This window comes from Ferrimonas sediminum, from assembly GCF_900100175.1.
Lineage (GTDB): Bacteria > Pseudomonadota > Gammaproteobacteria > Enterobacterales > Shewanellaceae > Ferrimonas > Ferrimonas sediminum.
Window position 1 is genome coordinate 176,643 of sequence record NZ_FNEM01000002.1, and the last position, 26,030, is coordinate 202,672.

Sequence of the window (26,030 nt, forward strand, 5' to 3'; positions counted from 1 at the left end):
ACCTCACCAGTTAGGGACCCCCATGAACAAAATTCTGCTCATCGCCGCCCTCCTGCTCGGCGGCTGTGCCTCGACCCCCAATACCCTGATCCTGGCTCCGGACGCACCTATGGTGGCCAGCCATAGCCCCCAGGGCCAACTGCGGATGGAAACCGTCGACCATCGCAGCGAACAATACCTGGTAGAGATTCGCAGTGGCGACGGCGCCGCCCAGCTGCTGAGCCCGGCCGAGCCCCCCAGGCAACTGCTGGACAAGGGTGTGCGTAACGCCTTGACCCGAATGGGCTTTGACATCGATCCGGCCGCCAGCACCCAGATGACCCTGTCACTGGACCGGCTGGTGATGGAGGTCAACCAGACCACCTTCAAGCACGACGCCAACAGCCAGCTGGACGCCACCGTGTTTATCGACAACAACGGCCGCCAGTTGACCAAACGCTTTACCGTGCGCAGCAACTTCAACGGCCCGCTGAAACCCGACATGTCCCGCATCGAGCGCGAGATGAACGACCGCCTGACTCAGTTGATGACCGACATCGTCACCGACGCCGAAGTCCAACAGTACCTGCAATAAGGAGATGGCAAGGATGCGAACCCTGATCCCCCTGCTCTTTTCTCTGTTCATCAGCCCGGCGTGGGCCGATGCCATACAGAGTGACAACCTGTTCCCTCGGGTACAGATGAAGACCAGCAAAGGCACCTTGATCGTGGAACTGGACCGTACCCGGGCGCCATTGACGGTGGATAACTTCCTGACCTACGTAGTCAACGGCGACTACGACAACACCGACTTTCATCGGGTTGTCGCCGGGTTTGTGGTTCAGGGCGGCGGTTACCGCGCCGATGGCGAAGCCATCGCCGAACGGGCCACCATCTTCAATGAATCCGGTAACGGCCTGTCCAATGAGTACGGCAGCATCGCCATGGCACGGGAGAATGCGCCCCATACCGCCACCAACCAGTTCTTCTTTAACCTCGACGACAACAGTCGCCTCGATCCGTCGCGTCGTCGCTGGGGATACGCGGTATTTGGCTCGGTCAGTGAAGGGCTGGAGGTGCTGGACGCCATGGGCGAAGTGGCCACCGAGTACGATCCGGACATGGGGGCCGACAGCAAGCCAGTCGAACCCCTGCTGTTGATCAAAGCCACCCTGTTGCCGGAAGAGTAAGCCGATGATCGATCGCCTGCAGCAGCGCTTCGGCGCCTTCTCCGTCTACCTGCACAAGCGGGTATTGGTGCTGCTGGCGCTGGGGTTCTCCTCCGGGCTACCGCTGATGCTGGTGTTTGGTTCCCTGTCCTTCTGGCTCAGGGAAGCGGGCATCGACCGCACCACCATCGGCTTTCTCAGCTGGGTGGCCATGGCTTACACCATCAAGTTTCTGTGGGCACCGGTGGTGGACCGGATGCCGCTGCCGCTGCTGACCCGGCTGTTCGGCCGCCGCCGCAGCTGGATGCTGCTGTCGCAGCTGGGTCTGATTCTCGGCCTGACCGGCATGGCCAGCTCCGATCCGACCCTGAACCTGTCCGCTCTGGTGGGCTTTGCCCTGATGGTGGCGCTGTGCTCGGCCACCCAGGACATCGTCATCGATGCCTTTCGCATCGAAACCGCGCCCGAAGAGATGCAGGGCGCACTGGCCGCCGCCTATCAAACCGGCTATCGCCTCGGCATGATGCTGGCCACCGCCGGCGCCCTGGCCATTGCCGCCTGGGCCGGTGGCGACGACGGCTACAATCCGGTGGGCTGGCAAACCGCCTATCTGGCGATGGCCGCCGCCATGAGCGTCGGTGTCGTCGCCACGCTGCTGGCCAAGGAGCCGCAGATCAACCCGCAGCGGCTGCAACTGGAAACCCTGGAGACGCTGGAGCGACTGCTGCACCTGCCGCCTCGCCTACAACGCCTGTTGATGTGGGGCTACACCGCCATCGTCTGCCCCTTCAAGGACTTCTTCCAACGCTTCGGCCGGCAGGCGCTGCTGATTCTGCTGCTGATCGCCTGCTACCGCATCTCCGACGTTGTCATGGGGGTGATGGCCAATGTGTTTTACGTCGACATGGGCTTCTCCAAGGCCGAAATCGCCACCATCTCCAAGGTGTACGGAGTGATCATGACCATGGTCGGCGCCGCCGTCGGCGGCGTGCTGATTGCCCGGTTCGGTACCCTGAAGATTCTGTTTGCCGGCGCTCTGGCCGTGGCCCTGACCAACCTGTTGTTTTCCCTTCAGGCGATGGTCGGCTATAACACCAGCCTGTTGACCGTGGTGATTGCCGCCGACAGCTTCAGTGCCGGCATCGCCACCGCGGCTTTCATCACCTACCTGTCCAGCCTGACCAATGTGGCATTCTCGGCTACCCAGTATGCCCTGCTGTCCTCGATGATGTTGCTGCTTCCCAAGTTCCTGGCGGGTTTCTCCGGCGCCCTGGTGGACACGGTTGGCTATCCGAGCTTCTTCCTGTTGTGCTGCCTGCTGGGGCTGCCGGTACTGGTGCTGATTGCCCTTACCGCTCGCCATGGCAGCAAAGCGCCGGCGCCGGAGGCAGACGTTCCCCAGCAACAGTGATGCCTTCATAGGCCTTTCCTTTGTCGACCAGATCGGATTAAATTCAAACAATAAATTCATAAGATTAGGTGTCTTAACCCCTAGCCCCACCATCACCCTGGAGTCGTTATGAATCGTAAGTCCCTGGGAGTCGCACTCGTGGCACTGTTATTGAGTGCCTGTTCCCTCGTCGAATACAACACCAATGACAATACCGTCTCCAGCAGTCTGGTCAGTTTCCTCTATCCGGATGAACAGAGCCGGGTCGAACATCAGCCGGATCTGCCCAGGCTGACGCTGCCGGTAAAAGTGGGCGTAAGCTTCGTTCCATCCGGCAGCTGGCAGGATCACGCCATGAGCGACGCCGAGCAGATGGCCTTGCTGGAACAGATAAAGGGCGCGTTTACCCAGTACGATTACATCGATCGCATTGAGGTGATTCCCAGCACCTATCTGAAAACCGGCAAAGGCTTCGACACCCTGGACCAGCTATCACGACTGTACGACATCGATGTGATGGCGCTGGTCTCCTACGACCAAATAACCAAGAGCCAGGAGAACACCGCCTCGCTGCTGTACTGGACCATTGTCGGCCTGTACCTGATTGAAGGAAACGATCACTCCAGCCAGACCTTCGTCGACACCGCCGTGTTTGATATTCGAAGCCGTACCCTGCTGTTCCGGGCGCCTGGCCTGAGCAAACTGGACGCCAGTTCCACCGCCGTACACCGCAAAGGCGAGCTGGACAAGCTGTCCATGGAAGGCTTCACTCTCGCCGTGGAACAGATGACCCTTAATCTGGACAAGGAGCTGCACCGCTTTGAAACCCGGGTGAAGGAGGAGAAGATTGCCAAGGTAGAAACAAGGCCTGGCTACAACGGCAGTAGCCTGGGAGGCGGTACGTTGCTGACCGCAATCGCACTGCTGGGCTGGCGTCGTCGCTACCTGTCGAGGGGACTCCCTAAGGGCGCAAACCGATAAACCACCGACCTTATCCTACAACAACGCCGGCATCGCGCCGGCGTTGTCGTATTGCCTCAGGCAAACAGGAAGGAGTACAGGAACCCGGCACCGATGGCCATGGTCAGGATCACGGTGACAAACGCCGCAATCATCTGGTTCTTGAAGATCGATTTCAGCAGAATCACCTCGGTCAGGCTGGCTCCGGCACTGCCGATGATCAATGCCATCACCGACCCCAGCGCCATCCCTTTGGCCACCAGTGCCGAACTCAGAGGAATCACCGCCTCGGCCCGAATGTACAGCGGAATACCGATAACCGCGGCCACCGGAATGGCATACCAGTTACCGTCACCGGCATACTTGGCAATCAGATCGGTGGGGATAAAGCCGTAGATCAACGCCCCCAGGGAGATGCCCAGCATTAGGTAAGGAAACACCTGCTTAAAGTCTTTCCAGGTCGCGTGCCACAGACGCAGCCAACGATTGTCCTTGGCCTCCTCTACGCTGCCACAGGCAGTGGCAGCGCCACAACCGCCAGCATCCACCGTCACTTGCGGCTCGGCGGACGCGCAGCAACGGCTGACCGCCTGAGGGGCCGGGGCGCTATCACAACACCCACCGCTGGCTTTCTTTGGTACCGGTTCGCCACAGCCCCCGCTGCTGCCGCAACTGCCGCCACTGCCGACGGCTTCATAGGCTTCCGGCTTAACATAGCGCTCAAAGCCCAACTTCTCCAACAGGATGCCGGCAGTGACCGACACCGCCATCGCCACCACAAAGTAGAACGCCGCCACCTTGATACCAAAGGTCACCACAAACAGACCGATGATCACCGGATTCAGCAACGGGCTGGAGAACAGAAACACCATCATCGGTCCAAAGCCCGCTCTGGCCCGAAGCAACCCTTTGAGGAACGGAATGGTAGAGCAGGAGCAGAACGGGGTAATGGATCCCAGTAACGCCGCCACAATGTAGCCCTTGCCCTTACGGGAACTCAGGATCGACTGAATCTTTTCCGGAGTCAGAAACTCCTGCAGCACCCCCACCAGGTAGCTGATCACCAGAAACAGGATGATCAGTTCGGTGGCAAGAAAGGCAAACATGTTGGCCGCCTCTTTGGCCATGGTCATCAATTCGGGACTCATAATAATGCTCTCAATCATTTCGAAGAATGTCGAAATATTAGTGCCCGCTAATATCGCCGTCAAGTGGTTATTTCCATAGTTTTGGAATTAATGAATATCTTATTGAAAATAAATGAATAAGAGTTTTGCGATTACCGCAGAAAAGCGTTCAATATCGAAGGCAATGACAATGAGTTCACCGACAACCTTGGCAAGCAGCGCTTCGGTGATTCCTGTTTAGCGCCGATCTGGCATGCATGTTCTAGCTTGAACCGGCGGCAAATTTGCGGCCGTCAATTCCCGGCCTATGCTAGACTGGCGCCTCGTCATTCAGCAAGGCTGCCATCATGAGCCAAACCCAACCCAATAACCCCCTGCACGGCGTTAAGCTGCAAACCATCGTCGAGGATCTGGCCGAATATTATGGCTGGGCCGAACTGGGTCGTCGCATTCCGGTCAACTGCTTCAACAGCAACCCGTCGGTGAAATCCAGTCTTAAGTTTCTGCGCCGCACTCCCTGGGCCAGAGACAGAGTCGAGCAACTGTATCTGGACTCGCTGCAGGACATCCACGAGTGGCGACAGCACAGCCAGGAGTGAAACAACTGGTAAAACCAGTTGAGTTGCCAGTCATCGACACTTGTTCGCACCGAGCCGACCTGTTATCACTGCTGGCAACCCTTTATCAACTCATAAGAAGTCGCTGTTTATGAAGACACTTACCCTTATTGCCGCCCTTACCGCCAGCCTGTCTTTTTCCGCTCATGCCGCCACCGATATCGCCGGTGTCAGCGTCAACGACCAGATCCAGCTGCAGGGCAAGCCGCTGAACCTCAGCGGTGCAGGCATCCGCTCCAAGTTCTTCATGGATCTGTACGTCGGCTCCCTCTACAGCGCCGCCGACCCGGTGGACGCCGACAGCGTTATCCACGGTGAGCACGCCAGCGCCATCCGTCTCAATATCGTTTCCGGGCTGATCACCTCCGACAAGATGATCGACACCATCGAAGAGGGCTTTGAAAACGCCGCCGGCGACGACTTCGATGCCCTCAGGCCACAAATCGACCGCTTCATCGCCGTTTTCAATGACAAGATCGTCGAAGGGGATCAGTTCACCCTGCTGTCCCTGCCCGGCGCCGGGATCGAGGCGTATAAAAATGGTCAGTTGCTGACCCTGGTGGAGGGGGAGCGCTTCCGCCAGGCGCTGCTGGGGATCTGGCTGGGCAATAAACCCGCCGATAAGGACCTCAAGCAGGAGATGCTGGGCCAGTAAGTCTATATCACCTTCCTCTTTAGAAGCGGACGCCGGCGCGTCCGCTTTTTTCTACCGGCCCGGCGGCCGGTACCCCGTCAGAAACAGTGTCACCGTCTGCTTCAGGTACTCGCAGCGTTGCTGGTCGTCCATCGCTTTCTCCAGTCCCAGTTCACCACGCATCTTATCCATGGTCTGCAGCATCAACAGCAGTTGCTGCGCTGCAAACAGGCTGTTGGGGATCGCCAGGATACCGCGCTGGTTCAACTGAGTCAGGTACCCCAGCATCAGCTCCTGCATGCGGCTGGGGCCGGCGCCGTAGTACAGTTCAGATAACTCCGGATGGGTCTCGGCGCTGCGAACGCAGGAACAATAGATATGACGCGCCTCGGGGCCGAGAACCATGTCGCTGAATCTGTGAGCAAAATCCAACAGCACCTCGGCCGGATCGGCATCGAGATCGAACCCCTCCGGGGTCATCTGATGGCTGCTGCAACGACTCTCGATGCAGTGGACAAACAGGTCATCTTTGTTGCCAAAGTGTGAATACACCGTCTGTTTGGATACGCCGGCTCGTTCGGCCACTTCATCCATCGAGGTAGTTTCCAGCCCGTTCTGCATAAAGAGTTCGGTGGCGGCTTCCAATATCTGACAGCGTTTTTTGCTCTTTCTGTCGCAACCTGCTGATCCCATAAGCCCTCACAAAAGAGTTACAACCAGTTTACAAATCATACTGGACAGTCTAGTTTGATTCTACCAAACTAGACTCACTAGTCTAATTGTAAAGTGGTTGTTATGACAAGATTCCAATGGCTGACGGCCACGCTGCTGGCCCTGCCCCTCAGCGGCTGTCAACAACAGATTCCGCAAACGCCCGAAAAGGCGCCCACCGAGGTGTACGCCCAGTCGATTCAGATGCAAAACAGCTACCCGGTTACGCACCGGTTTGTCGGCAGGGTCTACCACCCGCTCACCAGTGAGATCGGCTTTGAACCGGCGGGCACCGTCGACCAGATTGCCGTCGACCTAGGGCAAAAAGTCACTCAGGGGCAACCCCTGGCCACGCTGGATACTCGGCTGCTGCACAGTGAGGCGGATCAGCTTCGGGCCTCTCTGGCACAGAACCAAGCCGATCTGTCCCTGACTCAGGCCACCCTCAAGCGACAGTTGTCATTGTCCAAACAGGGCTACCAGTCGGAACAGCAGTTGGACGAGCTGCGCAGCCAGAAAGCCCAGTTGCAGGCCCGGCGCCAGCAGCTACAGGCCAACCTGCAATCGGTGGGCATTCGATTGCAGAAAAGCACCCTCACCGCCCCCTACGCCGGCACCATAGTCCAGCGTCATCTGACTCAGGGTCAGGTCACCGGCAATGGCCAGCCCGCCTTTACCCTGGTGCCCGACGGCGCTGCCGAAGCCCGGGTCGGATTACCGGTGCGGCTGCTGTCACGGCTGCCTCTGGACCACCCCTGGCGCGCCAGCATCGACGGCCGGCCCCTGACGCTGGACTACATCGGCCGCAGCGCCGAGGTCGATCCTGCCACCCGAACCGTCACCCTCAGGTTTGCCCTGGGCCCGGAGCAGAGATTGCTCAATGGTCAGCTGATGTACCTGGAGGTCGAGGAGCAGATCACCGCCACTAACGCCCGCGTGCCGTTGACGGCACTGACCGCGGGGCTGCGGGGTCTGTGGAATCTGTATGTACTGGAAGACCTCGGCGACGACAACTATCAGGTCGGCCGCCGCGACATTCGGGTGCTGCACGCCGACCAACACCACGCCTGGGTCGCAGGCGCCATCGACAATGACGATCGCCTGATCAGCACCGGGCTGCAACGGCTGGTCAGCGGTCAACGGGTCACCGTCATCGGCGATCAGTCCCAGATGGTGGTCAGCCAGGCCGCCGCCACGGAGGCCGCGTTGTGATTCGGGCCCTGGTTCAAAATCCCAGGGTCGCCGCCCTGCTGACGGTGCTGCTTCTGGTCAGCGGCCTGAGTGCCCTGTCTAACCTGCCGCGCACCGAAGACCCCAACCTCACCAACCGGGTGGCGGCCGTCATCACCCCCTACCCCGGTGCCACCGCAGAGCGGGTCGAAGCCCTGGTCACCGAGCCACTGGAAGCCTCGCTGCGGCAACTGGACGAGATTAAAACCCTCACCTCCACCTCCCGTCCCGGCATATCAGTGGTCACCATCGAGCTTCAGGACCGGGTCATGGACGCCGATCCGGTCTGGTCCCGGGCCCGCGATCTGATCGCCGATACCGCCCCGACGCTGCCTCAGGGAACCGCCGCCCCGGCGCTGGACGATCAATTGGCCTACGCCTTTACCCGCATCTTTGCCTTTACCTGGCAGGGAGAGGGACAGACTGACGCCACCATTTTGGGTCGGTACGCCGACGAGCTGGCCAGTCGTCTGCGCCTGGTACCGGGCACCGATTTCGTTAAGGTGCTGGGAAAGATGGAGGAGGAGATTCTGGTCAGCATCGATGACGCCGAGTTGTATGCGCTGGGCCTCTCCATCGACGATCTTGCCGCCCAGATTCGGGCCGCCGACAGCAAAACCGCGTCAGGCAACCTCGAGGGCGACCGCATACGGGCGCAGCTGGAGGTCTCCGGCGAACTGGTGTCACTCAACCGCATTCGCCAGGTGCCGCTGCGACCGGGCGACCAGCTGCAGACCCTGAGGGTCATGGACGTGGCCAGTGTCAGCCGCAGCGCAAAATGGCCGCCTCAGGAGCTGGTACTCAGCCAGGGGCAACAGGGGGTGCTGGTCGCGGTACGCATGTTACCGGACACCCGCATCGACCGCTGGAACGCCCAGGTGCAACAGACGCTGGACCAACTGACGCCGCAGCTGTCTGGCAATGTCAACCTCGACACCCGGTTTAATCAGCAGGGTTACACCGAGATTCGTCTCAACGAGCTGATGGGTAATCTGGGGCTGGGTTTTCTGCTGATTCTGGCGGTACTGCTGATCACCCTGGGCTGGCGCAGTGCCCTGCTGGTGGCCTTTGCCCTGCCGGTCACCGTGTTGTTCACCCTGTTCTGCATGCAACTGTATGGCCTGCCGATTCACCAGATGTCGGTTACCGGCCTGGTGGTGGCTCTGGGGATCATGGTGGACAACGCCATTGTGGTGGTAGACGCCATCGGTCAACGCCGCAGCCGCGGCATGAATGCCGTCGAAGCGGTAACGGCCACGGTTCGCCAGTTCTGGCTGCCGCTGCTCAGCTCCACCCTGACCACGGTGCTGGCATTTGCCCCCATCTTCCTGATGCCCGGCCCGGCCGGTGAGTTTGTCGGCGGCATTGCCTTGGCCGTCAGCTTTGCCCTGGTGGGTTCCTATCTGATATCCCTGACCCTGATCGCCGGCCTGGGCGGCCGCTTTATCGGCCCCAGGCAGGGCCACCACTGGTGGCAACAGGGGATTACTCTACCCAGGCTGGGGCAGGCGCTGCGCCGCACCCTGACCATCGCCCTCGCCTGGCCTAAGCTGACACTGCTGGCGATGCTGTTGATGCCAGCCACCGGGTTCTGGGCCGCCGGCCAGATGACAGAACAGTTTTTTCCCGCTGCCGATCGGGACATGTTTCACATTGAGGTGTTCATGCCCCAGCAAGCCAGTCTGCCCAATACCGTCAATGCGGTCAGCGACCTCGATAACTGGCTGCGCCAACAACCGGGCATCGAACAGACCACCTGGACCTTTGGCCGCAACAGCCCGTCGTTCTACTACAACCTGATGCAGCGGCATCGCGGCGTCGCCAACTACGCCCAGGGGATGATCACCGCCACCGACTTCGAGGTGGCCAACCGGCTGATTCCGCAACTGCAGAACCAGCTGGACGCCCGTCACCCGCAGATGCAGATTCTGGTTCGTAAGCTGGAGCAGGGCCCGCCGTTCAACGCCCCCATTGAGCTGCGGGTTTATGGCCCTGAGCTGGATCAGCTGACCCTGTTGGGGGACCGACTGAGGCTGCTGTTGAACCGGCAGCAGGACATCACCCAGACCCGGGCCACGCTCACCAGCGGTGCCGCCCGGGTTAAACTGGCCATCGACGAGGAGGCCAGCCTGGCCAACGGCCTAACCCTGGTCCAGGTGGCCAGACAATTGCGTGCCTCCATGGATGGCGCCGTCGGCGGTACGGTTCTGGAGGGGGTCGAAAACCTGCCGGTACGGGTGCGGCTCAACGCCCAGGATCGCAATCAGGCAGCGGATCTGGGCTCGGTACAGCTGATCAGCGCCTCCCCTAATCCGACCATGTTGCCACTGTCGGCGGTGTCGCAGATGAGCATCGAGTCCGGTCGGGCCGCCATCCCCAGGCGCAATGGCCAGCGCATCAACAGCATCGAAGGCTACCTGGTAGCCGGTGTTCTGCCCTCAAAAGTGCTGAATGAGATTGACGCCGAACTGGCCCAATTTCGCCAATCACTGCCGGCGGGGTACCGGCTGGAGATTGGTGGCGAAAGCGCCAAGCGGGATCAGGCGGTGGCCAAGCTGATGTCCTCGGTCACCATCATCATGGTGCTGCTGATCAGTGTGGTGGTGCTCAGCTTCAACTCCTTCAGACTGACCACGGTGATTCTGGCCAGCGCCGGTCAGTCCGCCGGTCTGGGGTTGCTGTCGGTGTACCTGATGGGCTTCCCCTTTGGTTTTAACGTTATCAACGCCCTGATGGGCCTGGCGGGTCTGGCCATCAACGCGGCCATTGTGATCCTGGCAGAACTGGAGGAGAACCCGAAGGCCAGTGGTGGCGATCCTCAGGCAATCATCGATACCGTGGTCGGCTGCGGTCGCCACATCGGCTCCACCACCATCACCACCTTCGGCGGTTTCCTGCCGCTGATTCTGGCCGGTGGCGGATTTTGGCCCCCCTTTGCGGTGGCCATCGCCGGCGGTACCCTGCTGACCACCTTCCTGTCATTTGTGTTTGTGCCAGCCTGTTATCTGCTGATCCGGGGGCGACGACGCCCCCTAACCCGGCCGGCTCTCGCGGCAACGGCCTGACTCAGCGACCACTGCCATTGATGATGCGATTGTAGAGCTGATCTTTCAGCTCTACCCGCCGACTCTTCATGCGATTGAATTCGGTATCACTGGTGGGGACGTCATTCATCTCCAGGCCGCGAATGCGGTGGTCCAGACTGTGATACTCCCTGGCCATCGACGCAAACTCGTCATCCTGATGCTTAAGGGTGTGGATCCGATCCTTATAATCCGGAAATTCATCCAGCAGGCTGTGGCTTTCTCCAAGCATGGCGGGCTCCTTTGTGTGAGCGTGAACAGTGCTATAAAGTTAGTCAAGGATCGTCATCACTACCAGAGCCCATGACTTCCGGCGCCCCGCCACACCCACACAAAGAAGCTAACTGTCTCTATTTCACCGCCTTCTCATCCAAAGCCTGACGCAGGCGCCGCAGCTCCTCATCGCTGAACTCCTGGTCACGGATCAGCGACTCCACCATGGCGGCCTTGTGCCGGTGCCAGTACTGCAACTGCCGGTGTCCCTGCATCTCCAGCTCCGCCACCAACGCCTGGGCCTGGGCCGCCATCTTCTCCCCCTCCCTGGTCAGGTTTCGCTCCAGCTCCAGCAGTTCCGCCCGGTCGGGCAGATCCGGCAACTGGATAACCCGCACCCGGGTTGACTCGGCATCGTCGCTGAGCTGCAGTGACCACTGACCCGGCCCGGCCGCCATCGCCTGCAGGCGTTGCAACCAGTTGTCCCGGGTTGCCTGGTCCAGCTTCGCCAGCAACACCTCGACCCGGCGCCAGTCTGGTGTCGCCGAGTCCAGGCTGAGACGGCTGTATTCACCGACATCCTCAAAAGCCAGCGACAATTCACCCTCTGCCTGTCGAGCAGTGAGTGACGCGGCTCCGGCCGCGGCCGAGGCCGTCAGCAAGGCCAGGGTGGCAAGGGTTCTCAACTTCATCGTGTGCTCCTTTGTAAGGTAAACCCAGACTCAGCTAAGAAAGAACCGTGCCAAGACCGCCGGGGCGCCATCACCGGGGCTACGACGCCGCCGACAAACGCCCGCTCCCCATATGAGCGCTCCCCCCTCCCCATATGGGCACCGACACTGACCGTTCAGTGGTTCGATACGCCCAGCCGTGCTAACGTCGGCATTGGCACGAGTCTTGATGGGCAATCCTTACGGAGGAGGAACCGATGTCCCTGAAACGTTACCTGATGATCGCCTTTGGCTCGCTCATTCTGCTGTTCACCCTGATGCAGTGGCTGTTGATCCAGCAGCTCGCCGGGGAATTTCGCGCCCAGTTGGCCAACCGCTCCGAAACCGTGGCTCAGCAGGTCGCCGAAGTCACCATCGACACCCTGCTGCCCACCGAAGCGCTGCCAATGACAGCCCCCCCCCCGGTACTGGCTCCCAGGGCGCCGGCCTCACCTCGGCCAGAATCGGCACCGCAAGATCAAGCCCGGATGAACGCTGGCATCGAGGCAGAGCTGGAGCGGGCCAGGGCCCATTTGGCTCAAGAGGAGCAACGGCAGCAACAGCGGTTACAGCAACAACAACGGCAGATTGCCAACATCACTCAGCAGCTCGAGCAGCCCCGCTCCCAACTGGAGCTGGAAGCCCACGAAAGTGAACTGCAGCATCGCTTGCACCGGCTGCAGCAAACCGAGATGAGTATCGACGCCCTCAACGAGGCGGGTGACGTCCTGTCCCAGCAACAGCTGGCGGAGATCCGCGCCGCCGCCGAACGGGCCCGTGATGCCCTGAAGCAGCAGGCCAGACAGATTCAGGTGGTGTTTCCGGATCAACAGAATCAGCTGATCATCAAAGGACTGGGCGCCAACCTGGCCGTGCCTCTGGACTGGCAACCGCAGCAACAGATGCTGAACCACTTCGCTGAGCAGGTGCTGCTGGTGCTGCTCATCGGCGCCCTGTTGAGCCTCGTCGGCGTGGTGCTGCTGTCGCGCAAGCTGGCCCGGCCTCTGGAGCAGTTGGATGAGGGCTGCCAGCGCCTGTCACGGGGCGAACTGGGGTTGCAGTTGTCCGGCAGCGGCACCCAGGAAACCCGCCGGGCCATCGACACCTTCAATCACATGAGCACCGAGCTCAAACGCAATCAGGATCAGCAGCAGCAATTTCAACAGCGCCGGCACCTGGCCGAGCTCGGCGAGATCACCCGTGGCATCGCCCACGCCCTGCGCAACCCCCTGCACACCATCGGTCTGCTGCTCGACGGCCTGCCCCCGGAACAGGAATCGCTGAAGCGTCAGATCGCCGCCAAGCTGGAGCATCTCGATACCAGCCTGTCGGCGCTGTTAACCCTGTCCAGCAGCGGCCTGGATCGCACTCGGAAGGTGAGGCTGTTCCCCCTGGTGGAGGAGATTCGGCTGGAACTGAGCCAGACCCGCCACCCGGTCAGCTTTGACAACCAGCTGCCCGAACACCTTGCGGTAACCGGCGCCGAGATCGAGCTGCGCACCATATTGCACACCCTGATGGCCAATGCCCAGCAGGCATCACAACCCGGCCAGGCGGTGTGCATCCATACCCGACACCGCCAGGGGCGCCGACTCATCTGGGTGGAAGACCAGGGCTGCGGACTCAGTAACGAGATTCGGCCACACCTGTTTGAGCCCCACCAGACCACCAAGCCCGAAGGCGCCGGCATGGGGCTGTACATCGCCCGCCGCATCGCCAGGCTGTGGTATCAGGGCGACATTGTTATCGAAGAGCAACCCCGGGGGTTGCGGGTCGGATTGGCCCTACCAGAACAGAAGGACACCCCATGAGTACCAGTAACGGACACCGCATTCTGCTGTTGGAAGACGATGACACCCAGAGGGAATTGCTGCAACAGATGCTGCAACAGGCCGGACATCAGGTAGCGGCGGTGGCCGACGCCGATGGCGCCTGGCAGCAATTGATCCAGGGACAGTGGCAGATCCTGTTCAGCGACTGGAAGCTGGCCCGCGGCGATGCCAGTGCCGTCATCGCCCGGGCCCGAAGCCGGTTTCCCACCCTGGGGATCATTGTCGCCACCGCCTACGGCTCCATCGACCATGCGGTGGAAGCGATCAAGATCGGCGCCGACGACTACTTGCCCAAACCGTTTCAAAAACCCGCCATGCTGCTGGCCATCGACAAAGTCGCCCGCCAGCACCGGTTGAAAGAGGACAACCAACGCCTCAGCAGCCAGTTGCAGCGGCACAATCAGCTGCTGGAGATGGTGGGCGGCAGTGCGGTTATGACCCGGCTGTATCAGCGCATCGAGCGCATCAGCGCCATCAATACGACGGTGCTGATTCAGGGGGAGAGTGGCACCGGCAAGGAGCTGGTGGCCCAGGCGATTCACCGCTTGTCCCAACGCCACGGCGCCTTCATCGCCCTGAACTGTGGTGCCATTCCCGAGAGCCTGGCGGAATCGGAGCTGTTCGGCCATGAAAAGGGGGCCTTTACCGGGGCCGCTGGCGCCAAAGCCGGCAAGCTGGAAGCGGCTCAGGGGGGGACCCTGTTTCTGGATGAGATCGGCGAGCTGCCGTTAACCCTCCAGACCCGGCTGCTGCGGGTGCTGCAGGAGGGGCGGGTCACCCGCATCGGCAGCCACAAGGAGATTGAACTGGACATTCGGGTGGTGGCGGCCACCAATCGTGATCTGCTGGAGGAGGTGCAGGCCCAGCGGTTTCGCCAGGATCTGTACTACCGCCTCAACGTCATTCCGGTCAGCCTGCCCCCCCTGCAGCAGCGCCGAGAAGACATTCCGTCACTGGCGGAACACTTCCTGTGTCATTTCAGCGAAAAATACCAGCAACCCAAACCCCGTCTGTCCGCCGCCGAACTAACGGCACTGGAGGGCCACGACTGGCCCGGCAATGTGCGCGAACTGAGCAACTGCATGGAGCGGTTTGTGTTGCTGCAGGAGTTGGATCTGCAACCGATTCGCTGCCAGGGCAGCATCGAATTGCCGGAGGCCGGCCTCAACTGGGAGAGCATCGAAAAGGGCTACCTGCAGGCGGCTCTGGACCGGGCGGGGGGCAATAGAAGCGAAGCAGCCCGGCTACTGGGGCTGGGCTACAAAGCCTTTTTATACCGGGCTGAGAAGTACGGCTTAGGCCAGTAACCCGGCGGTGTTTACAGGCCTTTATGGGTAAACAGCATGGCTCTGTCGGCAGCAAACCCGACCTTGATCTGCCGCTGATCGGTACCCCAGACACAGGTTTCGGTCCCCATGGAGCCGGAGCAATCGTCGGCCCGGCCAATCACCGCCTCCACATCGGCCTTGGACATGCCCAGTTCCAGCTTATCGTAATTGTCTTGCGTAATGCGGCTGCAGCCACTGAGCAGCAACAGGGCGGCGACGGTAATTCCCATCCAGCGCATGATCGGTTTCCAAAATGAGTCTTTGCCCATCAATGTAACTTTTACTATTTGAAAAACCAACCAAAGAGTATTGAACCATTTTGCCGGTTGAATCCCATTACCCCATTAGGGGCATGTGACCCGGATCAACTCTTTCACAGACTAATTAATTTACTCTGTGCTGCACCAATACCCGCGCCTGAACGACGCTTAAAAATAAAAACGAACAGGGGACAACATGGATTTCCGCTTCTGGAACATCGGCCGACAAATCGGCGTCTCTGCTTTGCTGCTGAGTATCCTTACCTTTTCCATGACCGGCTTTTTCGGCTACCGGGTCGCCGCCGACAGCCTCATCGAAACCCTTCAGGAGTCCGAGGCGGAGATGGCCCGCACTCTGTCCGACACCCTGGATTTGCAATACAAACTGTTGATCAAACAGGTCCGCACCAATGCCGACCTGTTTGACAAGATGTTCTCCAACACCTTCACCCTGATGGATCGTCGCATCAACATCGCCGGTGCCAACGCTCCGGGGCTGCGCCATGGCCGCAGCCTGGTGAACAGTGCCATCGCCCACGTGGATCGCTTCGCCAACATGACCGGCGGCAACGCCACCGTGTTCGTAAAAGACGGCGATGACTTTACCCGCATCTCGTCGTCGTTGCGCAAGCAGAACGGCAAACGGGCCACCGGCACCCAGCTGGGCAAAGCCCATCCGGCTTACTCGCTGATCATGGCCGGCCAATCCTACGAAGGCTACGCCACCCTGTTTGGCAAACGCTACGCCACCAGCTACCGGCCCATCCGTGACGAAGCCGGCCAGGTGATCGGCATCCTCTACATCGGCCAGGACGTTACCGAGATGATGCAGTCCATGGGCGACGCCCTGGCGGCCATCACCATCGGTCAGACCGGCTACGTATCGCTGCTGCGCTACGAGGACGGTGGCTTCATGTACCATCCGGAGTTGACCGGCCAGAACCAGAGCCAGTTTACCGATGATCAGGGCCAGTCCATCTACGGCGCCGCCCTGGCCCAGAAACAGCGCACTGCCTCCAACTTCACCCGCAATGGCGACAGCTGGTACATGCTGTCGATGCCGGTTCCCGATGCCGACTGGATGGTGACCCTGCAGGTACCAGAAAAAGAGCTCAAGCACGCGCTGCTGCCGCTGGCCAAAACCAACATCGGCCTGTCGCTGTTTGGCTGTGTACTGATCACCGTGATGCTGTGGATCATGCTGGCCCGCAACCTCAAGCCGCTGACGGTGCTGTGCAAGCAGGTGGAAGCCATCGGCCAGGGTGAGCTGAACATCGCCCTCAACAGCGCCAGCGATCAGAGCAACAATGAGGTACATCGCATCACCAACAGTGTCGCTTTCATGACCGCCAACCTGAGGGAGCTCATCGGCACCCTGCAGCAATCCACCTCCAAGCTGGAACAGTCCGCCGCCGACATGCAGAACGTCGCCGAGGTCAACGGCAGTGGCGCCCAGCAGATGATGCAGCAGACCGACCAGATCGCCGCTGCCGTCGAAGAGCTGACCACCTCGGTGCAGGAGGTGGCCCGCCACGCCACCGGCTCCGCCGAACAGACCGTGGCCGTCGATCAGGCGGCCAAAGAGGGCGATCAGCAGGTGGATAAGGTGATTGAACAGATGCAAGCCCTGGGCAATGCCCTGGAGGGTGGCAACCAGGCCATCGGCCGGGTCGAAGAGGGCAGCCACGCCATCACCAAGGTGATTCAGGTGATCAATGAGATCGCCGAACAGACCAATCTGCTGGCACTGAACGCCGCCATCGAAGCCGCACGGGCCGGAGAACAGGGCCGTGGCTTCGCGGTGGTCGCCGATGAGGTGCGCACCCTGGCCCAACGGACCCAGAACTCCATCAGCGAGATCACCACCACCATCGAGCAGCTGCAACAACGCACCAAGGACGCGGTCGGCCAGATGCACGAAAGCCGCAAGCTGGGCGAGACCTCTTCGCAATTGAGCGTCCAGGCGGGCGACTCGCTGACCGAGATCTCCCACAGCGTCACCGATCTGTCCCAGAACGCCACCTCCATCGCCACCGCCACCGAACAGCAGGGATCGGTCGCCGAGGAGATTGCCCGCAACATCAACGGCATCACCGAGCTGGCTCGGGAGTCGGAGCAAACCGCCGGCCAGACGGTGGACGCCTCCGAACAGCTGACCTCCCTGGCCGCCGAACTGAGAAATCAACTGTCTCACTTCAAGGCCTGATCGCCCTTTGTACAAAAAATCCCGCCCTGTGGCGGGATTTTTTTTGCCTGGCCATCAGTGCCTCCGGGTATAGGCGGCGATGTAGGCCGGCTCACGGACGTCGTACAGGCAGGAGCAGCTCTCCGGCTCCCGAAGCAGCGCCACCTCCCAGCCAGCAGGTTCAGCGCGCCGGGGCTGTTCGAACCATCACCGCCGTCCCCCCTTCAATATCGATGCGCTTAATTCGCGACCCAGTGATGTCGTTACACACCACGCCCGCCTGATTGGCGGTGGTTTCACCGGGCACCGAGCCCACCGGGGGCGCCAGCTGAAACGTCCTGATGATGTGGTTCCTTCCTGGTATGTTGTCGGCTTCCCATCCCTGTAACAACGGATGCTACGGCCAAACGGTGTTGTTTTTGTTCCTGGCGTGAATGCCATTGGTAGACGACATTCAAGCCCTATGTTGCGTATAACAGTCGACCCGCTCCACCTGTCACTCGGTTGTGCGGATACAAAAAAGCCGCCCGAAGGGGCGGCTTAGTCGGAATCAATATTGTTTAATCTTGATTCTTCTCGGCTTTTTTAGCCATCTCGTCTGAGTGCTCGTACCATAAGGCATTGATGATGCCGAATGCACAGGCCAACAGCACGCCGAGAATCCAGGTGAAATACCACATAGTGTCGGCTCCTTAGTACAGAGAGTGCTTGTTGGATTCAATAAAGTCGTTGTTCAGTCGGCCGTACATCTTGATGTAACACCAGGTGGTGTAACACAGGATGAGGGGCACGAAGATGCACGCCACCACAAACATGATGGTCAGAGTCATCTCAGAACTGGTGGCATCCCACATGGTGAGGGAGTGGCTCGGGTTCAGAGATGAGGGCATCACAAACGGGAACAACGAGATAGCGGCAGTCACAATCACCGCCACCAGATTCAGTGAGCTGGTCACAAAGGCCAGACCGTTGCGGTTGGCGGACGCCAGCAGCGCCGTCAGCAGCGGCATCACCACCGCCAGCAATGGCAGGGCATACAGCACCGGCATGGCGTCATAGTTGTTAAACCAGGCGCCTGCGGCCGCTTCCGCGGTCTTCAGGGTCGGGTTAGAGGGGCCATTGTGGTCCAGAGCAGAGGTGATGACGTAGCCATCAATGCCGCTGTACAGCCACAGGCCCGCCAGCACAAACAGGACGGCGCCGGTCAAGCCGATCACCTGAGTGGCCTTACGTACCCGTTGGTACAAGGCTCCGTCGGTCTTCATTCCCAGCCAGGTGCAGCCCTGCAGCAGGAACATCGACACACACAACAGACCCACCAGCAGTGCAAAGCCGTTGAGCAGGCCGAAGAAGCTGCCACGGTAGAACACCCGCAGATACTCGTCGTACTCGAACGGTACGCCCTGCAACAGGTTGCCGAAGGCAACACCGATGATCAGCGGCGGAACCAGGCCACCGATGAACAGCCCCCAGTCCCAGGCATCACGCCAGCGCTTGTCTTCGATCTTTGACCGGTAGTCAAAACCGATAGGACGGAAGAACAGGGCAAACAACACCAGCACCATGGCAATGTAGAAGCCGGAGAACGCGGCGGCGTATACCAGTGGCCAGGCGGCGAAGATGGCACCGGCTGCGGTCAGCAGCCACACCTGGTTGCCGTCCCAGTGTGGGGCGATGGAGTTGATCATCACCCGACGCTCGTTGTCGTTCTTACCCAGGAAGGGTAGCAGGGCGCCCACGCCCATATCGAAGCCATCGGTGACGGAGAAACCGATCATCAGAACGATAACCAGCAGCCACCAGATAGCGCGTAGAGTTTCATAATCAAGCATGGCTAGTGGCCTCCTTGGCGTCTTCACGAGACTGTCGAGCTTTAGTCAGTTTTGCCAGCAAACGGGCGTCTTCGGCGGCGTTATCCGCAGATTCAAAGTGGTAACGACCGGTCTTGAGGCTGCTTGGACCCAGGCGGGCAAAGCGGAACATCAGGAACATCTCGACCACCAGCGCCACGGTGTAGAAGCCGCAGATCAGCACAATACTGAAGATAAGCTCACTGGCACTGAGGCTGGAGGTGGACATGGCCGTTGGCAGAATCTCGGCAATGGTCCAGGGCTGACGGCCATACTCGGCCACAAACCAACCACACTGAATCGCCAGCCAAGGCGCAGGCAGAATCACAATCGCCAGCTTCAGCAACCAGGGCTTATCCAGTACCCGCTGCTTGGCGCTCTGCAGGAAGGCCAGGCCGATGACAATCAGCATCACCATACCCAGACCCACCATCACCCGGAACGACCAGAACATCGGGCCCACATTGGGAATGGAATCGTCCACCGCGGCCTGAATCTGCGCTTCGCTGGCCTGGTCAATCTCCTCCAGGTAACGCTTCAGCAGGAAGCCGTACCCCAGATCCACCTTACGCTCCTGGAACTGGGCAACCTCGTCGTCAGTCGCAGAGCCGTCACGTACTTTCTGCAGCAGGGTGTAGGCCACCATGCCGCTGCGGATGCGGGCTTCGTGCTCTACCTTGATGTCTTTGATGCCCATCACCTGCTCATCCAGAGAGCGGGTGGCGATGATGCCCATCAGGTAAGGGATCTTAACCGCGTAGTTGGTTTCCATGTTCTCGCTGTCGGGGATGCCGATGGCGGTAAAGGACGCCGGCGCCGGGTGGGTATCCCACTCCGCCTCCACCGCAGCCAACTTCACTTTCTGCACGTCGCCCATCTCATAACCGGACTCGTCACCCAGGACGATGACCGACAGGATGGACGCCAGACCAAAGGCCGAGGCGATGTAGAAGGAGCGCTTGGCAAAGGCGATGTCACGCCCTTTCAGCAGATAGTAGGAGCTGATGGCCAGAACGAATACCGAGCCGGTAACGTAGCCGGATGCCACGGTGTGGACAAACTTCACCTGGGCCACCGGGTTGAAGATCAACTCGGCAAAGCTGGCCATCTCCATGCGCATGGTGACGTAGTTGAACTCGGCACCGATGGGGTTCTGCATCCAGCCATTGGCGATCAGAATCCACAGCGCCGACATGTTGGAGCCCAGGGCTACCAACCAGGTCACCGCCAGGTGCTGACGCTTGGAGAGGCGATCCCAGCCGAAGAAGAACAGGCCGATGAGTGTCGATTCCAGGAAGAAGGCCATCAGTGCTTCGATGGCCAGCGGGGCCCCGAAGATGTCGCCGACGTAGTGGGAGTAGTAAGCCCAGTTGGTACCGAACTGGAACTCCATGGTAATGCCTGTGGTCACCCCCAGGGCGAAGTTAATGGCAAATAGCTTGCCCCAGAACTTGGTCATGTCCTTGTACACTTGCTTATCAGTCATCACATACAGTGATTCCATGATGGCAAGCAGGAACGCCATACCCAGGGTGAGTGGAACAAACAGGAAGTGATACATCGCCGTCAGTGCAAATTGCAACCGCGATAGATCGACTACTTCATCGACAATCATTGGAGTCTCCTTACGCCTGCCGCGCCGCCGAAGAGGCACCGGAAATTCAGGAATAGGTTATGGGGTACAGAAAAAAATAAAGACAAAAAGCCTGAACAAATTGAGGCATTACAACCACACCGGGTTGCTGGAGTTTGGCGCGGGCTCAGTCTCGGGCCTGCGACAGAGAGGGAAGCAAAGACGCAGTGATTCATCGCTACATCCATGACAGGCCTCCAAGCACTTACTGCAACCATCCGTTAACACTCCTTGCCTCTCTACGACTCTACTCGCCCCCCGGCACCGGAGGGTAAAGAGAGAATCAGCTAGCAATTCAGCCAATTTTATATCATTCCCCCTGCCCAACCCTCAATCCCTGCCAGAATACTCTGATCACTTTTGGGAGCTGACTCACAATTATTGAGGGATAACAAAAAAGGGTTAGATATCAATCAAATGTTAATAAATTCGAGGTGAGTTTTATTCACCCTCGCAGTACTTAGTTTCATGCCACCAATAACCTCACATTTGGCCAAATATAAGTACGGCTATAAAACAAACAAAATACAAATACTGCCGCATAAGCCATTAAAAAACATGGAAATTAAATAAATGTTAAAAAACAACAATCACATCACAATGAATATTTAATTAGAAAAACTAATCCGAAATTGGAGTTTTTCTAGTTTGCCAACCCCTGCAGTCAAATCTACTATAGCCCCATCGAAACGAGGCGGTGAATTAACCCGCAGATCGCTTCGATTGCGAACACCGTCAGTAAATTCATGTTATGGGGAGGCTCTTATGACTCAACTACTGCATCGCTTGGTTAAGCTGTACCAACGTAGCTTTTCCGAACTGTACCGCCAACAGGTTCAGTGATCGCCTGGCCTGTTGAGTGTCGACAGGCAAGTATCACCTTCTTTGCGAAATGCTAGCGCATTCTTTGGCCGCTCCCTCCCCGGGATGCGGCCTTTTTTTTATCGCGGCCGCTGTCCCAGAATACGCCTGGAAACGCCCCGAATATTGCGCCAAAACAACATCCGCGGGTAAGGTCATTCAGCCCCTCCCCGCCTCTCTCTGATCTGAAACTCCGGCCTGCTGGCAGACGGACACAAAAAAGCCCGGCAATGCCGGGCTGTAAAGTACCGCTATCAGGGCTAGCCCAGGGCCACCCGGGCATTGCGGAACATCCGCATCCACGGGCTGTCTTCCCCCCACTCATCCGGGTGCCAGGAGTTAGCCACGGTGCGGAATACGCGCTCCGGGTGAGGCATCATGATGGTCACCTTGCCGTCGGTGGTGGTCAGGCCGGTAATCCCGGCCGGAGAGCCGTTGGGGTTAGCCGGATAAGCACTGGCAATCAACCCTTGGTGGTTCAGGTAGCGCAGGGCCACCGTTCCAGACGCATCCGCCGCCTTAAACGCCTGCTGGCTGGCGAACTCGGCCCGACCCTCACCGTGAGAAACGGCAATGGGCATCCTGGAGCCGGCCATGCCGTCGAAGAACAGGCTCGGGCTTTGCTGCACCTCCACCAGTGAGAAGCGGGCCTCAAAGCGCTCTGAGCGGTTGCGGACGAAGTGCGGCCAGTGCTCGGAACCGGGAATGATCCCCTTCAGGTTAGACAGCATCTGGCAGCCGTTGCAGACCCCGAGAGCCAGAGAGTCACTGCGCTCAAAGAAGCCCTGGAACTGCTCACGGGCCCGATCATTGAACAGGATCGATTTTGCCCAGCCCTCACCGGCGCCCAGTACGTCGCCGTAGGAGAAGCCGCCACAGGCCACCAGCCCCTGGAACTGCTCCAGCGTCAGGCGTCCCTCGAGGATGTCGCTCATGTGCACATCCACTGCATCGAAGCCGGCCCGATCGAACGCCGCCGCCATCTCCACATGGGAGTTGACCCCCTGCTCGCGCAGAATGGCCATTTTCGGCGCACTGCCCTTGAGGATGTATGGCGCCGCCACGTCCTCGGCAGGATCGAAGCCGAGGCTCACCGACAGGCCCGGATCGCCGGCATCGAGTTTGCCCTGATGCTCCTCTTCGGCACACTGCGGATTATCCCGCAGCGACTGCATCGCCAGGGTGGTTTCCGCCCAGATGCCTCTGAGCTCAGTGCGATTTTCATCCAGTACGGTGTCACCGCCATCGGTGATCACCAACCGCTCGCCGTCATTAACGCTGCCGATGACATGGCTGCACTGGGCCAGGCCGTGCTCTGCCAGCGTCTGCCGCACCATTGACAGCTGCTCGGTAGCCACCTGCAGCACCACGCCCAACTCTTCGTTAAACAGCTTGGCCAGCACCTCTCCGGACAAGGCGGTCAGATCGGCCTCGAGGCCGGCTTTGCCGGCAAAGGCCATCTCCGCCAGAGTCACCAGGATCCCGCCGTCACCCTTATCGTGGTAGGCCAGCAGCCGCTCTTCGGCAATCAATGCCTGCAGGGCGTTAAAGAAGCCCTTGAGCAGTTCGGGTTGGTCCACATCCGGAGCCTGGTTACCCAGCTGGTTATACACCTGAGCCAGCGCCGAGCCACCAAGCCGGCTTTGGCCATCGCCCAGATCGATGTACAGCAACCGGGTGTCGCCCTTATCCAGCCGCAGCTGAGGCGTCAGGGTATGGCGAACGTCGTTAACCCGGCCAAAGGCAGTGATCACCAGCGACAGCGGTGAGGTCACGCTTTTATCCTGGCCCTCTTCGGTCCAGGCGGTTTTCATGGACATGGAATCCTTGCCCACCGGAATCGTCAAACCCAGGGCCGGGCACAACTCCTCACCTACGGCCTTCACCGCCTCATACAGGCCGGCATCTTCACCGGGGTGCCCGGCGGCGGCCATCCAGTTGGCGGACAGCTTGATGTGTTGCAGCGAGCCGATATCGGCACAGGCGATGTTGGTCAGCGCTTCGCCGACGGCCATCCGTGCGGACGCGCCGTAGTTGATCAGCGCCAGCGGCGTGCGCTCGCCCATGGACATCGCTTCGCCATGATAGCTGTCCAGAGATGCCGCGGTAACCGCACAGTTGGCCACCGGCACCTGCCAGGGGCCTACCATCTGATCCCGGGCCACCAGGCCGGTGACCGAACGATCGCCGATGGTGATCAGGAAGGTCTTCTCCGCCACGGCGGGAAGACGCAGTACCCGGCGTACCGCGTCGGCGACCTCAATGCCAGACAGGTTCAGCGCCGGCGCCTGGCAGCGCTCGGAGGTCACATCCCGGTGCATCTTCGGCGCCTTACCCAGCAACACCTCCATCGGCATGTCGATGGGGGTGTTCTCAAAGTGGCTGTCTTCCAGGCTCAGGTGACGGGCTTCGGTGGCCTCACCAATCACTGCGTACGGAGCACGCTCACGGCGACAGATGGCGTCGAAGCGGGGCAGGTCCTCGGCCGCCACCGCCATCACATACCGCTCCTGAGACTCGTTGCACCAGATCTCCAGCGGAGACATACCGGGTTCATCGTTGGGCACATCCCGCAGTTGGAAACGACCGCCGCGGCCGCCATCATCCACCAACTCGGGCATGGCGTTGGACAAGCCGCCGGCACCGACGTCATGAATGAAGGCGATGGGGTTCTCTTTCCCAAGTTGCCAGCAGCGATCGATCACCTCCTGGCAGCGTCGCTCAATCTCCGGGTTCTCCCGCTGTACCGAGGCAAAATCCAGATCCTCGGACGACTGGCCGGATGCCATGGAGGAGGCCGCGCCGCCACCAAGGCCGATGTTCATTGCCGGACCGCCCAGCACAATCAGCTTGGCACCGACCGGAATCTCGCCTTTCTGGACGTGCTCTTCACGGATGTTGCCCAAACCGCCCGCCAGCATGATCGGCTTATGGTAACCGCGCACTTCGGTGCCATTGAAACTGGCGACCTCCTGCTCGTAGGTACGGAAATACCCCAGCAGCGCCGGGCGGCCGAACTCGTTGTTAAAGGCGGCGCCGCCTAGGGGCCCTTCGGTCATGATCTCCAGCGGAGTCACGATGCGATCCGGCTTGCCGTAAGCCTGCTCCCATGGCTGCTCAAAGCCGGGAATATTCAGGTTGGATACCGTGAATCCGGTCAGACCCGCCTTAGGCTTGGAGCCCCGTCCGGTGGCGCCTTCATCACGAATCTCACCACCGGAGCCGGTGGCCGCGCCGGGATAGGGGCTGATGGCGGTCGGGTGGTTGTGGGTTTCCACCTTCATCAGGATATGAACCGGCTCCTGATGGTACTGATAGCTACCCGCCTCGTTGGGGAAGAAGCGACCGGCTTCGGAGCCGGTCATCACCGCAGCGTTATCTTTGTAGGCTGACAACACGAATTCTGGCGTCTGTTCAAAGGTGTTCTTGATCATCTTGAACAGCGATTTGGGCTGCAGCTCTCCGTCGATGGTCCAATCCGCATTGAAGATCTTATGCCGGCAATGCTCGGAGTTGGCCTGGGCAAACATGCACAACTCGATGTCATTGGGATTGCGCTCCAGGCGGGAAAAGTTCTCCACCAGGTAGTCAATCTCATCCTCGGCCAGCGCCAGTCCCATGTTGGTATTGGCCGCCACCAGCGCCTGACGGCCACCGCCCAGAATGTCCACTGACTTGAGTTCGCCGGGCTCGGCGGTCACGAACAGCGACTCAGCCTGATCGAAATCGGTCAGCACTGCCTCAACCATGCGGTCATGGAGCAGATTCAACAATTGGCGCTGCTGGCCATCGCTCAACTCCCCGTCGAGCTTGACGTACCAGGCAACACCACGCTCCAATCGCTGCACCGAGGTCAGGCCGCAGTTGTGAGCGATGTCGGTGGCTTTGGATGACCAGGGGGAGATGGTGCCGGGACGTGGTACAACCAGAAGCAGTTTTCCTTGAGGGTCATGCTGTTCCAGTCGGGGGCCGTAGGTTAATATCTGTTCAAGGTGAGTCGTTTGCTCGGAGTCGAGCGGCGCGGAGAGATGGGCAAAATGGCAGTATTCAGCGTAAAGATCAGAGACCGGGAGAGTCGCGTTTTGGCAAGCCGTAAGCAGCTTGTGGACCCGAAACGCGGACAGCGCCGGCGCGCCGCGGAGGATCTTAATCACGGTATTTTTACCTTATATAGTTATGTGTAGGGCTCAATTCCGTTAACCGTGCTCCGACCTGGATCACAGTTTCCGGAAACCAAGGTGGCGCCATTATAGTGGAA

At 59.8% G+C, this 26,030-nt stretch carries 21 protein-coding genes; 11 read left to right on the plus strand and 10 right to left on the minus strand.

Annotated features, from left to right (window positions below):
* Positions 1-22 precede the first annotated feature (22 nt).
* From BLT77_RS03085 to rhlP, 4 genes are all read left to right on the plus strand, one after another.
* Positions 23-574, plus strand: coding sequence for a YajG family lipoprotein (locus BLT77_RS03085; RefSeq protein WP_090361844.1), 552 nt, complete (start codon positions 23-25; stop codon positions 572-574).
* A 13-nt stretch (positions 575-587) separates the two neighbouring features.
* Entirely contained in the window at positions 588-1,169 is a 582-nt protein-coding gene (locus BLT77_RS03090; protein ID WP_245709850.1) for a peptidylprolyl isomerase, read from the plus strand.
* Between the two features lie 4 nt (positions 1,170-1,173).
* Complete coding sequence (locus BLT77_RS03095; protein WP_090361851.1) at positions 1,174-2,559, plus strand: AmpG family muropeptide MFS transporter; 1,386 nt, start codon at positions 1,174-1,176, stop codon at positions 2,557-2,559.
* A gap of 108 nt (positions 2,560-2,667) precedes the next feature.
* Positions 2,668-3,519 (plus strand): rhombotarget lipoprotein, encoded by an 852-nt coding sequence (gene rhlP, locus BLT77_RS03100; protein ID WP_090361853.1) that lies wholly within the window; start codon positions 2,668-2,670, stop codon positions 3,517-3,519.
* 56 nt (positions 3,520-3,575) lie between these two features.
* Here rhlP and BLT77_RS03105 read toward each other — a convergent pair whose 3' ends face one another.
* Positions 3,576-4,646 carry a permease gene (locus BLT77_RS03105; RefSeq protein WP_090361856.1) on the minus strand — a complete coding sequence of 357 codons (1,071 nt, stop codon included), beginning with the start codon at positions 4,644-4,646 and terminating at the stop codon, positions 3,576-3,578.
* 326 nt (positions 4,647-4,972) lie between these two features.
* Here BLT77_RS03105 and BLT77_RS03110 point away from each other — a divergent pair, with 326 nt between their 5' ends.
* A complete protein-coding gene (locus tag BLT77_RS03110) occupies positions 4,973-5,224 on the plus strand; it encodes a VF530 family protein (RefSeq protein ID WP_090361860.1) in 252 nt (83 codons plus the stop codon).
* A gap of 109 nt (positions 5,225-5,333) precedes the next feature.
* A complete protein-coding gene (locus BLT77_RS03115; protein ID WP_090361863.1) occupies positions 5,334-5,897 on the plus strand; it encodes a chalcone isomerase family protein in 564 nt (187 codons plus the stop codon).
* A gap of 51 nt (positions 5,898-5,948) precedes the next feature.
* Here the strand turns inward: BLT77_RS03115 and BLT77_RS03120 are convergent, their stop codons facing one another.
* Entirely contained in the window at positions 5,949-6,569 is a 621-nt protein-coding gene (locus BLT77_RS03120) for a TetR/AcrR family transcriptional regulator (protein WP_090361866.1), read from the minus strand.
* A gap of 102 nt (positions 6,570-6,671) precedes the next feature.
* On the opposite strand from BLT77_RS03120, the gene BLT77_RS03125 reads away from it, so the two are divergent.
* Entirely contained in the window at positions 6,672-7,799 is a 1,128-nt protein-coding gene (locus BLT77_RS03125) for an efflux RND transporter periplasmic adaptor subunit (protein ID WP_090361868.1), read from the plus strand.
* Positions 7,796-10,882, plus strand: a complete 3,087-nt coding sequence (locus BLT77_RS03130; RefSeq protein ID WP_090361871.1) for an efflux RND transporter permease subunit — start codon at positions 7,796-7,798, stop codon at positions 10,880-10,882. The genes BLT77_RS03125 and BLT77_RS03130 overlap by 4 nt, the downstream gene beginning before the upstream one ends.
* Before the next feature lies 1 nt (position 10,883).
* Here BLT77_RS03130 and BLT77_RS03135 read toward each other — a convergent pair whose 3' ends face one another.
* The gene (locus BLT77_RS03135) at positions 10,884-11,132 is read right to left on the minus strand and encodes an HP1242/YdcH family protein (protein WP_028112153.1); all 249 of its coding nucleotides are present in this window, start codon (positions 11,130-11,132) and stop codon (positions 10,884-10,886) included.
* 118 nt (positions 11,133-11,250) lie between these two features.
* Positions 11,251-11,805, minus strand: coding sequence for a hypothetical protein (locus BLT77_RS03140; RefSeq protein WP_090361874.1), 555 nt, complete (start codon positions 11,803-11,805; stop codon positions 11,251-11,253).
* A gap of 236 nt (positions 11,806-12,041) precedes the next feature.
* Between BLT77_RS03140 and BLT77_RS03145 the strand changes: the two genes are divergently transcribed.
* Together BLT77_RS03145 and BLT77_RS03150 are read left to right on the plus strand one after the other, a co-directional pair.
* Positions 12,042-13,634: a sensor histidine kinase gene (locus BLT77_RS03145; RefSeq protein ID WP_090361876.1), complete on the plus strand. Its 1,593-nt coding sequence runs from the start codon at positions 12,042-12,044 to the stop codon at positions 13,632-13,634.
* Positions 13,631-14,962 (plus strand): sigma-54-dependent transcriptional regulator, encoded by a 1,332-nt coding sequence (locus tag BLT77_RS03150; RefSeq protein WP_090361881.1) that lies wholly within the window; start codon positions 13,631-13,633, stop codon positions 14,960-14,962. Before BLT77_RS03145 ends, BLT77_RS03150 begins: the two co-directional genes overlap by 4 nt.
* An 11-nt stretch (positions 14,963-14,973) precedes the next feature.
* Here BLT77_RS03150 and BLT77_RS03155 read toward each other — a convergent pair whose 3' ends face one another.
* A complete protein-coding gene (locus tag BLT77_RS03155; protein ID WP_090361884.1) occupies positions 14,974-15,222 on the minus strand; it encodes a DUF3862 domain-containing protein in 249 nt (82 codons plus the stop codon).
* 217 nt (positions 15,223-15,439) lie between these two features.
* Between BLT77_RS03155 and BLT77_RS03160 the strand changes: the two genes are divergently transcribed.
* A complete protein-coding gene (locus tag BLT77_RS03160; protein WP_090361887.1) occupies positions 15,440-17,449 on the plus strand; it encodes a methyl-accepting chemotaxis protein in 2,010 nt (669 codons plus the stop codon).
* 160 nt (positions 17,450-17,609) lie between these two features.
* Here the strand turns inward: BLT77_RS03160 and BLT77_RS03165 are convergent, their stop codons facing one another.
* The 5 genes from BLT77_RS03165 to purL form a co-directional block, all read right to left on the minus strand.
* Complete coding sequence (locus BLT77_RS03165; protein WP_090361889.1) at positions 17,610-17,819, minus strand: hypothetical protein; 210 nt, start codon at positions 17,817-17,819, stop codon at positions 17,610-17,612.
* Between the two features lie 169 nt (positions 17,820-17,988).
* Positions 17,989-18,108, minus strand: a complete 120-nt coding sequence (gene cydX / locus BLT77_RS03170; RefSeq protein WP_028112158.1) for a cytochrome bd-I oxidase subunit CydX — start codon at positions 18,106-18,108, stop codon at positions 17,989-17,991.
* Between the two features lie 12 nt (positions 18,109-18,120).
* On the minus strand, positions 18,121-19,260 hold the full coding sequence (cydB, locus tag BLT77_RS03175; protein WP_090361894.1) for a cytochrome d ubiquinol oxidase subunit II: 1,140 nt from the start codon (positions 19,258-19,260) through the stop codon (positions 18,121-18,123).
* Positions 19,253-20,893 carry a cytochrome ubiquinol oxidase subunit I gene (locus BLT77_RS03180; RefSeq protein WP_090361897.1) on the minus strand — a complete coding sequence of 547 codons (1,641 nt, stop codon included), beginning with the start codon at positions 20,891-20,893 and terminating at the stop codon, positions 19,253-19,255. The genes cydB and BLT77_RS03180 overlap by 8 nt, the downstream gene beginning before the upstream one ends.
* A gap of 1,139 nt (positions 20,894-22,032) precedes the next feature.
* Positions 22,033-25,923 (minus strand): phosphoribosylformylglycinamidine synthase, encoded by a 3,891-nt coding sequence (purL, locus tag BLT77_RS03185; RefSeq protein ID WP_090362640.1) that lies wholly within the window; start codon positions 25,921-25,923, stop codon positions 22,033-22,035.
* Between the last annotated feature and the right edge of the window lie 107 nt (positions 25,924-26,030).